The organism is Nocardia sp. NPDC004340, assembly GCF_053602575.1.
This window is the reverse complement of sequence record NZ_JBSGDW010000001.1, coordinates 1,667,848-1,684,799: the sequence shown is the minus strand read 5'-3', so window position 1 is coordinate 1,684,799 and position 16,952 is coordinate 1,667,848. Positions and strand designations below refer to the sequence as shown.

The window sequence follows — 16,952 nt, the reverse complement described above, 5'->3', positions numbered from 1 at the left end:
TCAGGTCGGCTACCCGTCGTCGCCTTGGTGGGCCGTTACCCCACCAACAAGCTGATAGGCCGCGGGCCCATCTCGCACCAGTAAACCTTTCCAACCCAGACCATGCAGTCCAGGCTCATATCCGGTATTAGACCCAGTTTCCCAGGCTTATCCCAGAGTGCGAGGCAGATCACCCACGTGTTACTCACCCGTTCGCCGCTCGTGTACCCCGAAGGGCCTTACCGCTCGACTTGCATGTGTTAAGCACGCCGCTAGCGTTCGTCCTGAGCCAGGATCAAACTCTCCGTTGAAGACTCTAGATTTACTGCCGAAGCAGCGAATCAGAAGTATCTCGAACCAGAGTCCGAAAACCTAGCAAATCGTCGGCTGGAAAATTAGCCGACTTAAATGTCCAACCACCCTCACGGGGGTGAGAATGATTGGAACCAAATATAATATTTGGCACTGACATTCATCGACACACTATTGAGTTCTCAAAGAACACACGCACACGGAACTTCGCGGGCTCTTTGTCCCGGTCGGTCTCCGTGGCTGCTTCTATACTTTAGCCCCTACTTCGCAGCAGAACCAAATCCGCTGGTCAGTGAAGCTAATGTGATCATCAGGCGCTCCTCGTCCAACCTCGTTTCCCAGGCCTTTGGGGCTCCGGGTCGGTGTCCGTGTCGCTCTGACCTGGACTAAGTTACGTGTTGCTACGAACAGAAGTCAAATCGGCTGGTCAGAGGCATAATTCGCGGGTGTACGTGTGTGCTTGGTCGATTACCAGTGGCATCGCCGACGAGTTCGCGGAAAGAATCCCCGGCATTAAGGAAACCGACTGGCGCGTTAGTTGGCTGCCCGGCCGCCTCGTCACCCGTGAACAAGCGATCGCCGCCATGGAATTGGTGGAACTCCTCCTCGACCCCGCGCATCCGAACGATCCCGCCACCCAGGCGACCATCGCGGCCGCCGCCACACTCCTCGGAATCCGTCCTATCGATGCCGCCGCCGTGCTCTCCGAGCGCCATCCCCGGCGCTGACCGGGGCGCGAATCCGAACCCCCACCGAATCCCGGTGCGGCACTTAGCATCACTGGGCATGCACGACATCAGTGACCTGCTGCACAAGATCCGCCACGGCCTCGACACCCAGGTCAGCCTGTCCCGGCTGCGGCGCGACCGCACCCTCGCCGACGCCGTCGCGGGCCGGACCGTGCTCATCACCGGGGCTTCCTCCGGCATCGGACGGGTCGCCGCCGTGCAGCTCGGCGCGGCCGGGGCCACCGTTCTCCTGGTCGCGCGCCGCGCGGACGAACTCGCGGACGCCGTCACCGAGATCGAGGCCGCGGGCGGGCGGGCCGCCGCCTACCCCTGCGACCTCAATGACTTCGAGGCGCTCGACGCCATGACCGCGAAGGTGCTCGCCGACCACGGCCGGGTGGACATCCTCGTCAACAATGCCGGGCGATCCATTCGCCGCCGGCTGGACGAGTCCTACGACCGGTTCCACGACTACGAGCGCACCATGCGGCTCAACTACTTCGCCGCGGTCCGCCTCATCCTCGCCTTCGCCCCCGCCATGCGGGACCGCCGCGACGGACAGATCATCAACATCCTGTCGCTCGCCAACCTCTACGGCGGCCCTGGCTACGCCGCCTATGTCGCGTCCAAGGCCGCCCTCGACTCGCTCAGCACCAACCTGCAAGCCGAGACCCAGACCGAGAACCTCCGATTCACCTCGATCTACCTCCCCCTCGTCCGCACCGACATGATCACCGCCAACCCCGTCTACCAGCAGGCCACGGCCAATGCGCTCACCGCGGACGAAGGCGGCCGGATCATCTGCGACGCCATCATCGACCGCCCCCGCCGGCTGGCCCCGGTCATGGGCCGGGTCGCCGCGCTCATCGACAGCGTTCTCCCCGAACGCGCCGACACCATCCGCAACACCCGCTTCCGCCGAGGCATGTGAACCCCGGCCGCCGTCATCCGCGACGGCGGCCCCACAAGAGAGCCAGTGCCAGCATCCACCCGCTCCACAGCACGTATCCGGCGAAATTCGCCTGCTGCGCGCCCGGCACCCGCCACAGGGCGGCCACACCGAGCAGGATCAGCGCCGCGGCGACGGTTCCGAGCGCGGCGAACCAGCGCGGGAAGCCCCGCTGCCGCAGGACCGAGGCCACCAGCACCGTCCAGACGGCGGTCAGCGTGTAGCCGAGGGTCTCGCCGACGAATGAGCCCAGGATCCGGTTCCAGAACTCGAACTCCGCTGTGGCCGAAGCACTTCCGGCTTCGGACACCACGCGGTCGGCGAAGCCGGGCACCAGCAGCGGCCAGCGCAGCAGACCGATCGCCTGCACCACACCCGCCGCCGCACCGGCCCGGACGGCCCAGCGCATGCGCACGGAACGATCCGAACGGCCGACCAGCACCGTGATGGGGATCAGCAACAGCGCACCACACACGAGCACCGAGAACCAGGCGACCACGGCCGACTCGTGTACCCGGAACAGCCCGAGCACCTCGGCACTCGGCCGGGACAGCACGCGGGGGTAGTCGAAGACACTGCCCAGCCCGGAGAATCCGGCATTCATGCCGACCACGGCCGCGACGATCAGCAGCCGAACCGCCCAGCGGTCAGACCTTCCGGCGGCGGGGGCCACCGGACGAGCGGCTGCGGCGTTCACCGCGAGAGCCGGAAGCGTGCCGTCTACACCGATACCCGCCGAGTCGACCGCAGGTGCCGAATCCATAGCGGCCGAATCCGTCGCCGGAGCCGCTTTCGGCTCGATACTCGTCGTCAGTGGGCGGGCAGCGCGCGGAGATATGACCTCGCGTTCGGAAGACACCGATTCGCGACGCATCAGAGCACCCCCGTCGTCGCACCGAGCGCCGAGCCGGGGTGATCGGCGAGCATGGCGTGCAGCGTCTCCTCCAGCGGTGTGGGCCGCATGGCGAAGCGTGCGGTCGCGGCCGACGAGTCCAGGACGAAGGGCCGGTCGAACTGGTAGCGCAGCTCGCGCATTTCCCGGGCGTCGCGCAGGAACAGGCCCGCGGTCCAGAGCAGTGCGGCGGGCATGCGGCCGATCCGGGCGGGCGGTGCTCCGGCCACCGACGCGGTCAGGTCCGCCAGGGCGCGGATGGACAGCGGCGGCGCGGTGGGCACGTGCCAGGCTCGGCCCCAGGCGGTTTCGTCATCGGCGACCGCGACCAGCAGGCGGGCCACGTCCTCGGTGGCGGTCCAGCTGTGCGGGGCGTCCAGGTCCGCGGGGACCAGGGCTCGCTTGCCCACGAGCACGGCGGGCAACACCATCACGGTGAACGCGGAGGTCGCGGCGGGGCCGAGGTAGTCCGAACCGCGCACCTCGGCGGTGCGGACGCGATCGGATCGGTGGGCCGCCAGCTGCTCCGACCACAGGTCCGCGCGCACCCGGCCCTTCGCCGAATTCGGGCGCAGCGGGTGGGACTCGGACACCGGGCCGTCGAACTCGCCGTAGGCGTACAGGTTTCCGACGGTGATCAAGGGTGCGCCGGAGCGTTCGGCCACGGTCAGGACGGCGTGGTGCAGGGGTGGGAAATCCTGTGGCCAGCGGTGATAGGCGGGCTGCGCGCACTGGTAGAGGGCCGCCGCGCCCTCGCAATGGGCGAGCAGCGCCCGCGGGTCGGTGGCGTCGGCGGTAATGCGATCGATGTTCGGGTGCTCGGGGCCGGAGCCGCTGCGGGTGACGATGCGGACGTGGTCGCCCCGGGCGGCGAGCAGTCGCGCGGTGGCCGTGCCCACCGGACCCGCTCCTATGACGACGTGCAGGGACATGAGGTCCTCGATCCTGTCGGATGGGTGTTCCGAGAACACTGTTCTCGCACTCCCGACGGTAGAAGTGCACACCGTTTCCTGTCAAGAACAGTGTTCTCCCAGTCGCCTACCGTTCTCTCAACGGTTTCCTGTTCTCTACACTGCGACCATGTCCGCCGGATCCCTGCGCGCCCGCGTCCGCACCGAGATGATCGAGGAGATCAAGGCCACCGCCCGCGCGCGGCTGGCCACCGACGGCGCCAATCTGTCGCTGCGCGGCGTCGCCCGCGACCTCGGCATCGTCGCCTCCGCGCTGTACCGCTACTTCCCCAGCCGCGACGACCTGCTCACCGCGCTCATCCTGGACGGCTACCGCTCCCTCGGCGCGGCCGCCACCACCGCCCACGACGCCGCACCCGCCAACAACCCACGCGCGCAATGGCTTTCGGTCTGCACGGCGGTCCGCGACTGGGCCCTCGCCAACCCCACCGAATACGGCCTGCTCTACGGCAGCCCGATCCCCGGCTACGACGCGCCGAAGGACACCGTCGGCCCCGCCGCCACCGTCGTCCTGCTGCTCGCGAGCATCGCCACCCGCGCCGCGGCGGCCGACCGGCTCACCCCCGCCGCCCTGCCCACTCCCCTGCCCGCCCCCGTTCGCGCGGACCTCCGCGTCCTCATCGAACAACAGTCCGCCGACCTCCCCGAAGAGGTCCTCGACCGCGTATTCGTCGGCTGGACACAGCTTTTCGGCCTGGTCACCTTCGAGATCTTCGGCCGCCTCGACGGCACCATCGACGCCGTCGCCGACTACTTCCATCACCACATGAACCTGATGGCCGACCTCGTCGGCCTCCCCGCCACCGACTGAACTCGGCCCGCCACACACCGATTCCGGTCCCACCACCCGATGCCGCCCGCCGGGGCTCGGGGTCAGGCCACCACCGAGTGTTTTCGGCGCAGATCCGCACCATACACAGCACTGGGCCCGGTCACCGTGCGGTGACCGGGCCCAGGTTGTTCGATTCCGTTGCCGGAAGGCAGGACTTAGAAGTCCATGCCGCCCATGCCGCCGGTCGGGTCGCCCGCCGGGGCGGCCTTCTCCGGCTTGTCGGCGACGACGGCCTCGGTGGTCAGGAACAGGGCCGCGATGGAGGCCGCGTTCTGCAGGGCCGAGCGGGTGACCTTGACCGGGTCGGCAACGCCGGCGGCCAGCAGGTCGACGTACTCGCCGGAGTCGGCGTTCAGGCCGTGGCCGTCGGGGAGGTTCGAGACCTTCTCGGCGACGACGCCGGGCTCCAGGCCCGCGTTGAAGGCGATCTGCTTCAGCGGCGCGGACAGCGCGACGCGAACGATGTTCGCACCGGTGGCCTCGTCACCCGACAGGGTCAGCGCGTCCAGGGCCGGCGACGACTGCAGCAGGGCCACGCCACCACCGGCGACGATGCCCTCTTCGACGGCAGCCTTCGCGTTGCGGACGGCGTCCTCGATGCGGTGCTTGCGCTCCTTGAGCTCGACCTCGGTGGCCGCGCCCGCCTTGATGACCGCGACACCGCCGGCCAGCTTGGCCAGACGCTCCTGCAGCTTCTCACGGTCGTAGTCCGAGTCCGAGTTCTCGATCTCGGTGCGGATCTGCTGCACGCGGCCCTTGATGGCCTCCGCGTCGCCCGCGCCCTCGACGATGGTGGTCTCGTCCTTGGTGATGACGACCTTGCGGGCCTGGCCCAGCAGCTCGATGCCGGCGGTCTCCAGCGAGAGGCCGACCTCTTCGCTGATGACCTCGCCACCGGTCAGGATGGCGATGTCGGCCAGCATGGCCTTGCGACGGTCACCGAAGCCCGGGGCCTTGACGGCGATGGACTTGAAGGTGCCGCGGATCTTGTTCACGACCAGGGTCGACAGGGCCTCGCCCTCGACGTCCTCGGCGATGATCAGCAGCGGCTTGCCGGCCTGGATGACCTTCTCCAGCAGCGGCAGCAGGTCCTTGACGGTCGAGATCTTCGAACCGACGAGCAGGATGTACGGGTCCTCGAGGACCGCTTCCTGACGCTCGGGGTCGGTCACGAAGTAACCGGAGATGTAGCCCTTGTCGAAGCGCATGCCCTCGGTGAGCTCCAGCTGGAGACCGAAGGTGTTGCTCTCCTCGACGGTGATGACGCCTTCCTTGCCGACCTTGTCCATGGCCTCGGCGATCAGCTCACCGATGGACGAGTCGCCGGCCGAGATACCGGCGGTGGCGGCGATCTGCTCCTTGGTCTCGACCTCCTTGGCGGTGTCGAGCAGCTTGGCAGTGACGGCCTCGACGGCCTTCTCGATGCCGCGCTTCAGGCCGAGCGGGTTGGCGCCGGCGGCCACGTTGCGCAGGCCCTCACGGACCAGCGCCTGGGCCAGCACGGTGGCGGTGGTGGTGCCGTCACCCGCGACGTCGTCGGTCTTCTTGGCGACTTCCTTGACGAGCTCCGCGCCGATCTTCTCGTACGGGTCCTCGAGCTCGATTTCCTTCGCGATGGAGACACCGTCGTTGGTGATGGTGGGGGCGCCCCACTTCTTCTCCAGCACGACGTTGCGGCCCTTCGGGCCCAGGGTCACCTTGACGGCGTCAGCGAGGGCGTTCAGACCACGCTCGAGACCGCGGCGAGCCTCTTCGTCGTACGCAATTGTCTTGGCCATTGCGTTGAGATCCTCCAGATCTGGGGATTGACAGTGTTCTGGCCAGGCATGGTGCCCGCGACGGACGACCGAGGAGCTTGTTAACCAGCCCGGCCTCACCGCCCCGACCTAGCACTCACAGGTATGGAGTGCCAAACCCATTTCTAGCACTCACCCCCACCGACTGCAAGGTTGGGGCCGGGCCCCGAAACGCGCGGAAGACCGCACGAGTCACCTCGTGCGGTCCGGTCGCCCGCCCGGCACTACGAGAAGTGCGAGCGGTCGTCGACCCGCAGCAGCAGGGCGATCAGCGCATCGGTGCGGCGCTCCTCCGGAGTGCGGGGCTCACCGTGCTCGATGGTGACGAGTTCGGCGTCCTGCAGCAGGAGTTCGGCTTCGATACGCATGATCGCCCGGATGAACGGAGGCGCGACCTCGGGTGGGAGGTCTCCGTTCACGATGTAGCCACCGTCGGGCGTGTCCTCTGTGGAGACATAGCTGAGCGCGCGCAGCAGGTCAGCGCGCTGCTCCCCCGCAACTAGGTCGGAACTCTCGTCGTCCGCCATTCCACAATCGTATCTGCCGCAACATGCTCCCCAGGGGATCCGGCGCGAGGACACCGGTCCCGGGGCATACATCACCAGGTCGGCAGCGGGGCGGAACGACACGCGGACTACTGCGTGTCCTCGGTGCCCGCCGGCGCGGCGGGCGCGGTCAGCGACGCCAGCAGGCCCACGACGTCGGCCTGCACCGCGTCCTTGTCCAGGCCCAGGCCGGACAGGATGCCCGCGCCGTGTTCCAGGTCGAGCAGGGCGAGCAGCAGGTGCTCGGTGCCGACGTAGTTGTGGCCGAGCCGCAGCGCCTCGCGGAAGGTCAGCTCGAGGGCTTTGCGGGCCTGCGCGTCGAAGGGGATGAGCGGCGGGACCGGGTCGCCGGTGGCGGCGGGCAGCGCGGCGGTGGCCACCCGGCGGACGGCGTCGGCGGAGATGCCCTTGGCCTCGATCACCGTGACCGCGAGGGATTCCGGCTCCGAGAGCAGGCCGAGAATCAGGTGTTCGGGGCGGGTTTCCAGATTGCCGACGGCCCGGGCCTCCTCCTGGGCGGCCATCACCACCTGGCGGGCACGCGGGGTGAAGCGGGCGAAACCGGCATTGGGGTCGAGAGCCGCCGCCTGCCCGGCGTCAGCGGGGGTCTTGGGGACGAAGCGCTTCTGGGCGGCCTGCTTGGTGACGCCCATGCTCTGGCCGATATCGGTCCAGGACGCGCCGGAACGGCGGGCCTGGTCGACGAAGTGGCCGATCAGATGGTCGGCCACCTCGCCGATGTGGTTGCCCAGCACCACGGCGTCGGACAGCTGCTCGAGCACGTCGTCGGGGCGGGCCTTCTTGATGCCGTCGATCAGGTCGTCGAGGCGGATCGAGTTCGTCATACGTCAACTGTAGGTTGACCAAGTAGGCTTGGTCAACCATAGGTTGACGATGCTTCGGCGAGTCGGTCAGAGCTTCGCCGCCCGGCCCACCGCACCCACGATCCGCTCCTTGATCCACGCCGCCGGACGGCCGGTCAGCGCGATGCTGCCGTTCGAGTCGTCGGCCTTCATGACCTGGACCAGACCGTCCCGGCGACCCAGGCTCATGCAGGTCAGGACGAAGCGCGGGGTGAAGGGCCCTGGCTGCTTGCCGCGCAGACGGGCCGCGACGGCCGCACCCAGGTACTTGCCCGCGGGCTGCGCCGCCTGGCACGACATCCGGGCCTCGCGGCCGTTGTGCCCGATCATCACCGCCGCGTCACCGACCGCGTACACATCGTCGACACCGCGCACCCGCAGCCGATCGTCGACCAGCACCCGGTCCCGCCCGTCCACCGGCAGACCCGAGCGGGCAGCCACCTCGGGCACCGTGAAACCCGTTGTCCAGAGCACGATGTCGGCGTCGACGTGGTCGCCGTCCACCAGGTCGAGGCCGGTGGCGGTCACCGCCGCCACCTTGGCGACCCGCACCTCGACGCCGAGCCGATCCAGGACGGTGCGAATGTGCGCGACGGCCTTGGGGATCAGCCAGCCGCCCGGCTCGTCCGAGCTGACCAGCACCACCTCGAGGCCGGGGTTGCTCTCGGCCAGTTCGGTCGCGGTCTCGAGCCCGGTCGCGCCGCCGCCGACCACGGCGACCCGGCCGGCGAGGGCGGGAATCCGGCGCACGTCCTCCGACGTGGCCACGGTGTGCGCGAATTCGGCCGCGCCGGGCACCATCGAGAGATCGGCGCGGCTGCCGAGGGCGTAGATCAGCGAGTCGTACGCGACGGCCTCGCCCGTGGCCAGTTCGACGCGGCGAGCCTCGGTGTCGACGCGCTCGGCGCGGCCGTTGACGAACTCGATCCCCTTGGCCGCCAAAGTCTTCCGCAGCTCCCAGCGGGCCACGTCCTGCCCGGCGGCGACCTGGTGCAGCCGCACCCGATCCACGAATTCGGTGTGCAGGTCGATGACGGTGACGTGCGCGCCCTTGGCCTTGATCGCTTCCCGCGCCGCGGCCAGTCCCGCGTAGCCCGCGCCCAGAACGACGATTCGATGCTGCCCGGTCATGAGAGTGCTCCTTTTCACTTCAGGTACACAGTCGGCCCCGCTCGGTAGCCGACACCCTCTAGACCGGACAGCCCCGCGATCCCTGACAGAATCCAGGTGTGTCCTGCGTCACACGCAATCGTGCGACGCGAAATAGGTCAGCTTGTCCGGGTTCACCACGAGCTGGACCGAGGCGATCGAGTCGCCGTCGAAGCCGACGGAGATGGTGCCGAGCACGGCCCCGTCCGCACGCACCACGAAGGCGGGCGCGGCATTGACCTCTTCGATCACGACGCTGATGTCGGCGCCGAAACTCGGGATCTTGCCGAACAGACCGAGCAGGTAGCGGGCCACCTTCTCCGCGCCGACGATCGGGCGCTTCGCGGCATTGACCTTCGAACCGCCGTCGGCCAGGGCCACGATATCGGCGGTGAACATGGACTCGAGCGCCGCGAGATCACCGGATTGCGCTGCGCTGAGGAACTTTTCGACCAGTTCCCGCGCGTGCGCCGGGGCCGATTCGAAGCGCGGCTTCTCCTCGTGCACCCGGTGCGCGGCGCGGCGATACACCTGCTGCGCATTGGATTCGGTGAGACCGAGCATGTCGGCGATCTCGCGGTGCGCGTAGCCGAAGGCCTCGCGCAGCACGAACACCGCGCGTTCGGTGGGGCTGAGCCGTTCGGCCAGCGCCAGGAACGCCATCGACACCAGTTCCCGCTGTTCCGCCGATTCCAGCGGGCCGAGTTCGCCGTGGCCGGTGGGGACCGGTTCGGGCAGCCAGGGCCCGACGTAGGTCTCGCGGCGGGCACGGGCCGAATCCAGCCAGGTGCGACAGAGATTCACCAGGATGGTGGTCAGCCAGGCTTCGACGGAACGGATGTCGGCGCGGTCGGTGCCGTGCCAGCGCAGGTAGGTCTCCTGGACGGCGTCCTCGGCCTCGGCGGCGGATCCGAGCATGCGGTACGCGAGCGCGAAGAGACGCGGCCGGTGCCGTTCGAATTCCACCACGTGTGCCGCCTCCCGGAAATTCTCCCGTGAGACTACTTGGGCGCCACCCGGATCGCGACGGCGACCGGGGTGTTGGCGTAATTTCCGGACATGCAGGCGAGCTTCGCCGTACTCAGCGCGGCAGCGGGGCTGCCATCCAGGAAGGACCCCGGGTGCGCGGCCAGCACCTGCTGGATGACCTGCCGTTCGGCGTCCTCGGTGAGGTCGCGGAAGTCGGCGCAGGTGGTCTGCGCGCCATTGGGGGCGCTGGTCTTCTTGGCCACCGTCGCGGCGGTGGGGACCGCGGCGGGGGCGTCGACGGGCGACTCGGCCGGGATCGCGGCCGTGGTCGGGGCGGCGGCGGTGGTTCTGGCCGCCGCGGAGGTGGTCTCGGCCTGTTTCAGGCCATTACTGCCACCGGCTTTGTCCGAACCACAGCCGGTGAGAGCCGCGCCCAAGGTGAGGGCCATCGCACCTGCGGTGAGGGCGACCATCGAAAGACGCTTCATACCCTGCTTTCCGAACTTTCCCGAGAGTGCCGAATCGCCGGACCGGCCCGGCGCTCGCAGCAGCGTACCCGGCTCCGCCGGAGCCGGAAAGGAAAAGTCTGGTCGGCCGGTTTTTACCGGCCGCAGAGCGGGTCAGTTCAAGCGCTGCTGCCAGTCCGCGGGCACCCGATCGCGCGGACCCGGCACCCCCTGATCGGCCGGATGCGAGGTCGGGGCGGCCAGGTCGGGACCGCCGCTGTACATGTCCTCGGTCTCGAAGTTGTAGAACCAGTCCTCGCCGGGCTCGTAGCTCTGGATGAAGGGATGCCCGGTCTCCCGGAAGTGCTTGGTGCCGTGCTGACTCGGCGAATTGTCACAGCAACCGACATGGCCGCACTCCGCGCAGCGCCGCAGATGGAACCACCAGCCGCCCGCGGCGTCGCATTCCAGACAGCCCGCCCCGCTGGGCGGAACGCTCGGATCGATGCCCTTGATCTGCTCGGTCATCAGTTGCCTCCTGTCGTCGCCGGTTCCGCGTCGGCCTCGGCCGGGGCCGGGTTCGCCACCTCCAGCGGCAGCCGCACGATGAAACGCGTTTTCCCGGGCTCGGATTCGACCCGGATATCGCCGTGATGCTTGTTCACCACGATCCGGAAGGAGATGTCCAGGCCCAGCCCCGTGCCCTCGCCGACCGGTTTGGTGGTGAAGAACGGTTCGAAGATCCGGGTGCGGATCTCGTCCGGCACGCCCGGCCCGGTATCGCCGATTTCCACTGCCGCGCACTCGTTCTCGCGATAGGTACGGACGCTGAGCGTACCGCGCCCGCCCATCGCGGACACGGCGTTGTCGATCAGATTCGTCCACACCTGGTTGAGCTCGGCCGCGTAGCACGGCACCGGCGGCAGCGCCGGGTCGTACTCCTTGACCACGGTGATGTCGTCACCGATCTTGCGGGCCAGCATGACCAGCGTGCTGTCCAGCAGTTCGTGCAGATCCACCACCTGGAACGGGGCCCGGTCCATCTGCGAATACTGCTTGGCCGCGTTCACCAGCGAGGAGATCCGGTTGGTCGAGTCGGTGATCTCGTTCATCAGCAACTCGGTCTCGACGGTGTAGTTGAGCCAGCGCATGGCCGCCTCGAAAACGTCTCCGCCACAACCGGACAGGGTGCCGTGCACCTTCTCCATCCAGTCCAGGTCGAACCCGGCCTGCACGAAGTTGGGCGCGATGTCCCAGCCGTTGCCGACCCCGTGGTCCTCGAGCCAGTCGCCCAGCTCGTCCTCGCGGTCGGCGGCCTCCAGCGGCGTCAGCACCGGCGCCTTGGCGACCTGCGCGGCCGCCTCCTCCTGCAACTGGGCCAGCGCCTCGAGCGTCTCCGAATTGAACTTGCCGTGCGCCATCATGCGCAGCTTGTGCCGCATCCCGGCCACCCGCTCGCGCAGCGACGAGGTGGCGCGCACCGCGGCCGCGGCCGGGTTGTTCAGCTCGTGGGTCAGGCCCGCCGACAGCGAACCCAGCGCCAGCAGCCGTTCCCGCTGGCCGATGCGCTCGTTGGCATTGCGGTTGCCGAAGAAGACGCCCTCCAGGAGGTGCAGCGCCATCGGGAACCAGTCCTGCATCATCTTCGCGAAGGTGCCCGCGTCGAGGACGAAGAACTTCGAGGGCCGGGTCACGTAGAAGGACGCGGTGTAGGTCTGCTCGACCTTGTCGCCCATGTAGGCGGTCCACGCGCCCGAGTACGAGCCGACGTGCTCGGTGCGGACGAGTTCGATCTCCTCGCCGCCCGAGTTCTTGGTCATCCGGACCTCGCCGTCCATCAGGACGTAGAAGCAGGTGGCCGGGTCGCCCTCACGGAAAACCAGTCCGGGCTCGAACATTTCGACCCGGCCGTCGCGGCACAGCCAGGCCAGCTGCTCGTCGTCGAGCTTCTCGAACAGGAACAGGTGCCGCAGTTCGTTCGGGTCGCAGATCAATCGGGTGTTGCCCATATGCGCCTACTCCTACTGTTTCGCAAGCCAGCGGTGCACCAGCATGACGGCCATCGCGCCCTCGCCGACCGCCGAGGCCACCCGCTTCGCCGATTCCGAACGCACGTCACCGGCGACGAAGACGCCGGGCACGCTGGTCTCCAGATGCTGTGGGGGACGCGGCAGTTCCCAGCCCGCGGGCCGTTCGCCGTCCACCATGAGGTCGGGTCCGGCCAGCACGTAGCCGGCGTCGTCGCGTTTGACGATGCCCTCGAGCCAGTCGGTTTCCGGTGCGGCGCCGATGAACAGGAACAACCGTTCGGCGTCCACCTTCTCTTCCGTCCCGGAGACGTTGTCGCGCAGCACGATCCGTTCCAGGTGGTCGTCGCCGTCGGCGGACACCACCTCGGTGCGGGTGTGCACCTTGATGTTCGGGATCTGCGCGATCTGCTGGATCAGGTAGTGCGACATGGACGCCTCGAGCGATTCACCGCGCACCAGGATGTGCACCGTGCGGGCGCGCCGGGACAGGAACACCGCGGCCTGACCCGCCGAGTTCGCGCCGCCCACGATGTAGACGTCCTTGCCGGCGCAATCGCTGGCCTCGGTCATGGCGGAGCCGTAATAGACGCCGCGGCCGGTGTATTCGTCGACGCCGGGGGCCGGGTGGTGGCGGTAGTTGACGCCGGTGGCGATCAGCACCGAATGCGCGGCGACACTGCCGCCGTCGGCGAACTTCACCACGCGCGCCGAACCACAGGCCTCCAGGCCCACCACCTCGCGGGCGGTGATCAGTTCGGCCCCGAACTTCACGGCCTGGCGGCGGGCCCGGTCGGCGAGCTGGGCGCCGGACAGGCCGTCGGGGAAGCCGAGGTAGTTCTCGATGCGGGAGCTCTGCCCGGCCTGGCCGCCGGTGGCGGTGCGTTCCACGAGCACGGTGCGCAGGCCCTCGGAGGCGCCGTAGACGGCCGCGCCCAGCCCGGCGGGTCCGCCGCCGACCACGATCAGGTCGTAGAAGTCGCTGGAGGCGTCGGTATTGAGGCCGACGCCCTCGGCCAGCTGCGCGTCGGTCGGCATGATCAGCACGTCGCCGCCGGGGTTGATGATGACCGGGCACTGGTCCTCGGTGGCGTTCGCCGCGGTCAGCAGGCGCGCGCCCTCCGGCTCGTCGACCTGGTACCAGCGATACGGCAACTGGTTGCGCGCCAGGAACTCCCGCACCTCCGAGCAGCGGGCCGACCAGCGGTGGCCCACCACCTTGGTCTCGGTCACCGGCTTGTGCTCGTCGCCGCGCCAGGCCTCCAGCAGGGCGTCGACGACCGGGTAGAGCTTCTCCTCCGGCGGGTCCCACGGCTTGAGCAGGTAGTGGTCGAGGTCCACCACATTGATGGCCTCGATGGCGGCATTGGTGTCCGCGTAGGCGGTGAGCAGCACCCGGCGGGCGTAGGGGTGCAGGTCCATCGCCTGTTCGAGGAATTCGACGCCGTTCATCCCGGGCATCCGGTAGTCGGCGATCAGCACCGCGGCCGGCTGGCCGCGCAGTTTCATCTCACGCAGGGCATCGAGGGCGTCCGCGCCGGACTCCGCCCGCAGAATCCGGTAATCCGCCCCGTACCGGCGGCGCAGATCGCGCACGACGGCCCGCGACACGCCAGGGTCGTCGTCGACGCTGAGAATGGCCGGCTTGACGGCAGAGGGTGAAGTCACCTGACCAGTATCGCGGACTCAAATTCGGTGATGCTGAATGAGATCCATCTCGGTCGGAGTCAATAATCGCTCGAGGCGTTCCTCGAGCGCCCGATTCGCCTTGCGGCCGGACGTCCCTGGCGGTTTGGATTCGGCGGAATCCGCATCGGTACCGGGCCCGTCAGCGGGGAGGAGCGGGACGGTCTTGCTCTCCAGATGCAGAAGCGAACGCAGGTTCACGGCCGATCACCTCACGTTTCCCAATCGGAAGCAGGTGGCTGTGTCTGTAACTTCGTTTATCTCATATTGTGCGCCAGCCATTACATTTCGGACATCAACACCCCAACAATGTGACCCAAGCGATCTCGTCGCCCGGAATGACCCCGGGTCACATTTCATACGCCCAGGTCGGGGCGGGTGATCCACGCCACGGCCGCCTGGTGACCCAGGCCACGCGAACTAGGATGCCCGTAACCGACCGTCACGTCCCCGGAGGCAGCGTTGCCGAACACCCTCGAAGCCAGCATCGATATCGCGGCCGCGCCGGACAAGGTCTGGAGCGTCGTCTCCGACCTGCAGCGGATCCGCGAGTTCAGCCCCAACACCCTGCGCATGCAGCCGCTGGGCCGCACGGTCCGCACCGGCACCTGGACGGTGAACCTGAACAAGGCCGAGGGCTACGTGTACCCGAGCACCTCGCGGATCGTGCGCTTCGAGCCCAACCACGCGCTGGCGTTCCGGATGAACGAGAACGGCACCGTCTGGAGCTACACCCTCGAGCCCACCGCCGACGGCGGCACGAAGGTGACCCAGCGCCGCGACGTGCCCAAGGGCAAGCTGCCGGGCTGGCTGCAGTTCACCATCGACAAGGTCTTCGGCGGCGAGGCGGCCTTCGAGGGCGGGCTGGTCGACGGCATGAACGAAACCCTCGGCCGGATCAAGGAACTTCTGGAGCGCTGAGCGTAGGTTCGGCCTATGCGACGACTCACAGCGATCTGCGCCGCGGCCGCCGGTGTCGCGATGCTGGCGACCGGATGCGGTAGCTCCGATTCGGGCGACCGCACCGTGACGGTCACCGGCACCGGCAAGGTCCAGGGCACCCCGGATGTGCTCAATGCCGACCTCGGCACCGAGGTCAGCGCGACCGACGTGTCCGCGGCGGTCGATCAGGCCAATGCCAAGGCGAAGGCCATCACCGACGCCATGGTCACCGCGGGCGCCAAGCGCGAGGACATCAAGACCAGCGACCTGTCCGTCCAGCCCGCTTACGGGCCGGAGGGACGCACCATCACCGGCTATCGCGCCACCAACACCATGCACGTGGCCGTGCGGGACCTGCCCAAGGCGTCCGGCATCCTGTCGGCCGCGGTGCAGGCGGGCGGCAACGACACCCGCATCAGCTCGGTCGCCTTCGGGCTCGAGGACAACACCAAGCTGCTGGCCGACGCCCGCGCCCGCGCCTTCGAGGACGCCAAGAGCCGCGCCCAGCAGTACGCGGACCTGTCCGGGCTGAAGCTGAAGAAGGTCAAGACCATCAGCGAGAACGGCAGCGGAACCACCCCGACGCCGATGTACAAGGACGCCCTGCCCTCCGGGGCCGCGCCCACCATCAACCTCGAGCCAGGCCAGCAGACGGTCACGTTCACCGTGACCGCCGCCTGGGATATGGACTGACCGCTACTTCCAGTTCGGCAACTGGACCACCTGGGCCGCGTAGGACAGGCCCGCACCGAAGGCGATGAGCAGGGCGGTGCCGCCGGGTTTGGCGTCGCCCTTGCGCATCATGGCCTCCATGGCCAGCGGTATCGAGGCGGCGGAGGTGTTGCCGGCCTCCTCGATGTCATTGGCCAGGGCGCAGTCCTCGGGAAGTTTCAGCACCCGGGCCATGATCTCGATGATCCGGCCGTTGGCCTGGTGCGGAACCATGGCGTCCAGATCGGCGGGGGTCAGCCCGGCCACCTCGATGGCATCGCGGCAGACCTTCTCCAAAGAGTGTGCGGCCCAGCGGAACACGGCCGTACCCTCCATGGCGAGATAGGGCCGGACGGCGTCGAGACCGCGTTCATCGATCTCGGTGAAGAACTCCATCCAGTCCTTGTCCTGGCGGATCGCGCGGTGCTGGGTGCCGTCCGAGCCCCATACGGTGGGCCCGATCCCGGCTTCGTCGGACGGGCCGATCACCACCGCGCCCGCGCCGTCGGCGAACAGGAAAGCCGTGCCACGGTCCTTCGGGTTGACCGTGGTGGTGAGCTTCTCCACGCCGATGACCAGCGCGTTGCGGGCGGTACCGCCCTTGACCAGATCCGAGGCCAACGCGACCGCGTGGCAGAAGCCCGCGCACCCGGCCGAGACGTCGAAGGCGGCCACATTCTGCAGGCCGAGTTCGGTGGCGATCTGCGGAGCCGCGGCAGGTGTCAGCAACAGCCAGGTAGAGGTCGCGACGATGACACAGTCGATCGTGGCGGGATCGACTTCCGCGGCGTCGATGGCGTCGCGGGCGGCCGCGGCGCTCATGCTGATGATCGTCTCCTCGGCGGAGGCGAAGCGCCGGGTACGGATGCCGGACCGGGTCCGGATCCATTCGTCGCTGGAATCTATCGGCCCCGCCACCTCGTCATTGGTGACGATTCGCTCCGGCCGGTACACGCCGAGCCCGAGCATTGCCGTGTGCTCTGCCCCGCTGATCGAGGCAATTCGAGCAGACATTGGTTCTCCCTTATGTACTGCGTACTGCGCGTCGAACGTGACCTTCATCGAGTTCCCCACCCCCGCGGCCGAAACGCCGCATACATGAGGCTCCCTCAGCTTAATCCGGACAGCTTCTCATGTATGTGCTTCCGCTCACAA

The 16,952-nt window shown here is 68.3% G+C and carries 18 protein-coding genes and 1 rRNA gene; 5 read left to right on the top strand and 14 right to left on the bottom strand.

The features are described 5' to 3' along the window. A 16S ribosomal RNA gene (locus tag ACWEOI_RS07465) occupies positions 1 to 290 on the bottom strand; the annotation flags it as partial. 447 nt (positions 291 to 737) lie between these two features. On the opposite strand from ACWEOI_RS07465, the gene ACWEOI_RS07460 reads away from it, so the two are divergent. Then, complete coding sequence (locus ACWEOI_RS07460) at positions 738 to 1,019, top strand: hypothetical protein (protein ID WP_452359179.1); 282 nt, start codon at positions 738 to 740, stop codon at positions 1,017 to 1,019. Positions 1,020 to 1,077: 58 nt separating this feature from the next. Then, positions 1,078 to 1,950, top strand: coding sequence for an SDR family NAD(P)-dependent oxidoreductase (locus ACWEOI_RS07455; protein WP_452359178.1), 873 nt, complete (start codon positions 1,078 to 1,080; stop codon positions 1,948 to 1,950). A gap of 13 nt (positions 1,951 to 1,963) precedes the next feature. Here the strand turns inward: ACWEOI_RS07455 and ACWEOI_RS07450 are convergent, their stop codons facing one another. Continuing rightward, complete coding sequence (locus tag ACWEOI_RS07450; protein ID WP_452359177.1) at positions 1,964 to 2,731, bottom strand: DUF4386 family protein; 768 nt, start codon at positions 2,729 to 2,731, stop codon at positions 1,964 to 1,966. Between the two features lie 110 nt (positions 2,732 to 2,841). Next, positions 2,842 to 3,792, bottom strand: a complete 951-nt coding sequence (locus ACWEOI_RS07445; RefSeq protein ID WP_452359176.1) for an NAD-dependent epimerase/dehydratase family protein — start codon at positions 3,790 to 3,792, stop codon at positions 2,842 to 2,844. 148 nt (positions 3,793 to 3,940) lie between these two features. Between ACWEOI_RS07445 and ACWEOI_RS07440 the strand changes: the two genes are divergently transcribed. Beyond that, positions 3,941 to 4,642 (top strand): TetR/AcrR family transcriptional regulator, encoded by a 702-nt coding sequence (locus ACWEOI_RS07440; RefSeq protein ID WP_452359175.1) that lies wholly within the window; start codon positions 3,941 to 3,943, stop codon positions 4,640 to 4,642. A 176-nt stretch (positions 4,643 to 4,818) separates the two neighbouring features. Here the strand turns inward: ACWEOI_RS07440 and groL are convergent, their stop codons facing one another. The 10 genes from groL to ACWEOI_RS07390 all read right to left on the bottom strand — a co-directional run bounded on the left by groL (position 4,819) and on the right by ACWEOI_RS07390 (position 14,345). Then, positions 4,819 to 6,441 carry a chaperonin GroEL gene (gene groL, locus ACWEOI_RS07435; protein ID WP_357094620.1) on the bottom strand — a complete coding sequence of 541 codons (1,623 nt, stop codon included), beginning with the start codon at positions 6,439 to 6,441 and terminating at the stop codon, positions 4,819 to 4,821. A 242-nt stretch (positions 6,442 to 6,683) separates the two neighbouring features. Next, a complete protein-coding gene (locus ACWEOI_RS07430; RefSeq protein WP_357094617.1) occupies positions 6,684 to 6,986 on the bottom strand; it encodes a hypothetical protein in 303 nt (100 codons plus the stop codon). 107 nt (positions 6,987 to 7,093) lie between these two features. Beyond that, positions 7,094 to 7,849: a Clp protease N-terminal domain-containing protein gene (locus tag ACWEOI_RS07425; protein WP_452359174.1), complete on the bottom strand. Its 756-nt coding sequence runs from the start codon at positions 7,847 to 7,849 to the stop codon at positions 7,094 to 7,096. A gap of 66 nt (positions 7,850 to 7,915) precedes the next feature. Beyond that, complete coding sequence (locus ACWEOI_RS07420) at positions 7,916 to 8,998, bottom strand: NAD(P)/FAD-dependent oxidoreductase (protein ID WP_452359173.1); 1,083 nt, start codon at positions 8,996 to 8,998, stop codon at positions 7,916 to 7,918. A 108-nt stretch (positions 8,999 to 9,106) separates the two neighbouring features. Further along, entirely contained in the window at positions 9,107 to 9,985 is an 879-nt protein-coding gene (locus ACWEOI_RS07415; protein WP_452359172.1) for an RNA polymerase sigma-70 factor, read from the bottom strand. 32 nt (positions 9,986 to 10,017) lie between these two features. After that, positions 10,018 to 10,473 carry a hypothetical protein gene (locus tag ACWEOI_RS07410; RefSeq protein ID WP_452359171.1) on the bottom strand — a complete coding sequence of 152 codons (456 nt, stop codon included), beginning with the start codon at positions 10,471 to 10,473 and terminating at the stop codon, positions 10,018 to 10,020. A gap of 132 nt (positions 10,474 to 10,605) precedes the next feature. Continuing rightward, entirely contained in the window at positions 10,606 to 10,959 is a 354-nt protein-coding gene (locus ACWEOI_RS07405) for a UBP-type zinc finger domain-containing protein (RefSeq protein WP_404205146.1), read from the bottom strand. Then, the gene (locus tag ACWEOI_RS07400; protein ID WP_452359170.1) at positions 10,959 to 12,440 is read right to left on the bottom strand and encodes an ATP-binding protein; all 1,482 of its coding nucleotides are present in this window, start codon (positions 12,438 to 12,440) and stop codon (positions 10,959 to 10,961) included. The genes ACWEOI_RS07405 and ACWEOI_RS07400 overlap by 1 nt, the downstream gene beginning before the upstream one ends. A 12-nt stretch (positions 12,441 to 12,452) precedes the next feature. Then, entirely contained in the window at positions 12,453 to 14,126 is a 1,674-nt protein-coding gene (locus ACWEOI_RS07395) for an FAD-dependent oxidoreductase (protein WP_433668970.1), read from the bottom strand. An 18-nt stretch (positions 14,127 to 14,144) separates the two neighbouring features. Then, on the bottom strand, positions 14,145 to 14,345 hold the full coding sequence (locus tag ACWEOI_RS07390) for a hypothetical protein (protein ID WP_433668972.1): 201 nt from the start codon (positions 14,343 to 14,345) through the stop codon (positions 14,145 to 14,147). Positions 14,346 to 14,606: 261 nt separating this feature from the next. On the opposite strand from ACWEOI_RS07390, the gene ACWEOI_RS07385 reads away from it, so the two are divergent. Continuing rightward, complete coding sequence (locus tag ACWEOI_RS07385) at positions 14,607 to 15,065, top strand: SRPBCC family protein (RefSeq protein ID WP_433668973.1); 459 nt, start codon at positions 14,607 to 14,609, stop codon at positions 15,063 to 15,065. Positions 15,066 to 15,080: 15 nt separating this feature from the next. Continuing rightward, the gene (locus ACWEOI_RS07380; RefSeq protein ID WP_433668975.1) at positions 15,081 to 15,779 is read left to right on the top strand and encodes an SIMPL domain-containing protein; all 699 of its coding nucleotides are present in this window, start codon (positions 15,081 to 15,083) and stop codon (positions 15,777 to 15,779) included. Positions 15,780 to 15,782: 3 nt separating this feature from the next. Here ACWEOI_RS07380 and ACWEOI_RS07375 read toward each other — a convergent pair whose 3' ends face one another. Beyond that, positions 15,783 to 16,811 carry a beta-ketoacyl-ACP synthase III gene (locus tag ACWEOI_RS07375; RefSeq protein WP_452359169.1) on the bottom strand — a complete coding sequence of 343 codons (1,029 nt, stop codon included), beginning with the start codon at positions 16,809 to 16,811 and terminating at the stop codon, positions 15,783 to 15,785. Positions 16,812 to 16,952: the final 141 nt, after the last annotated feature.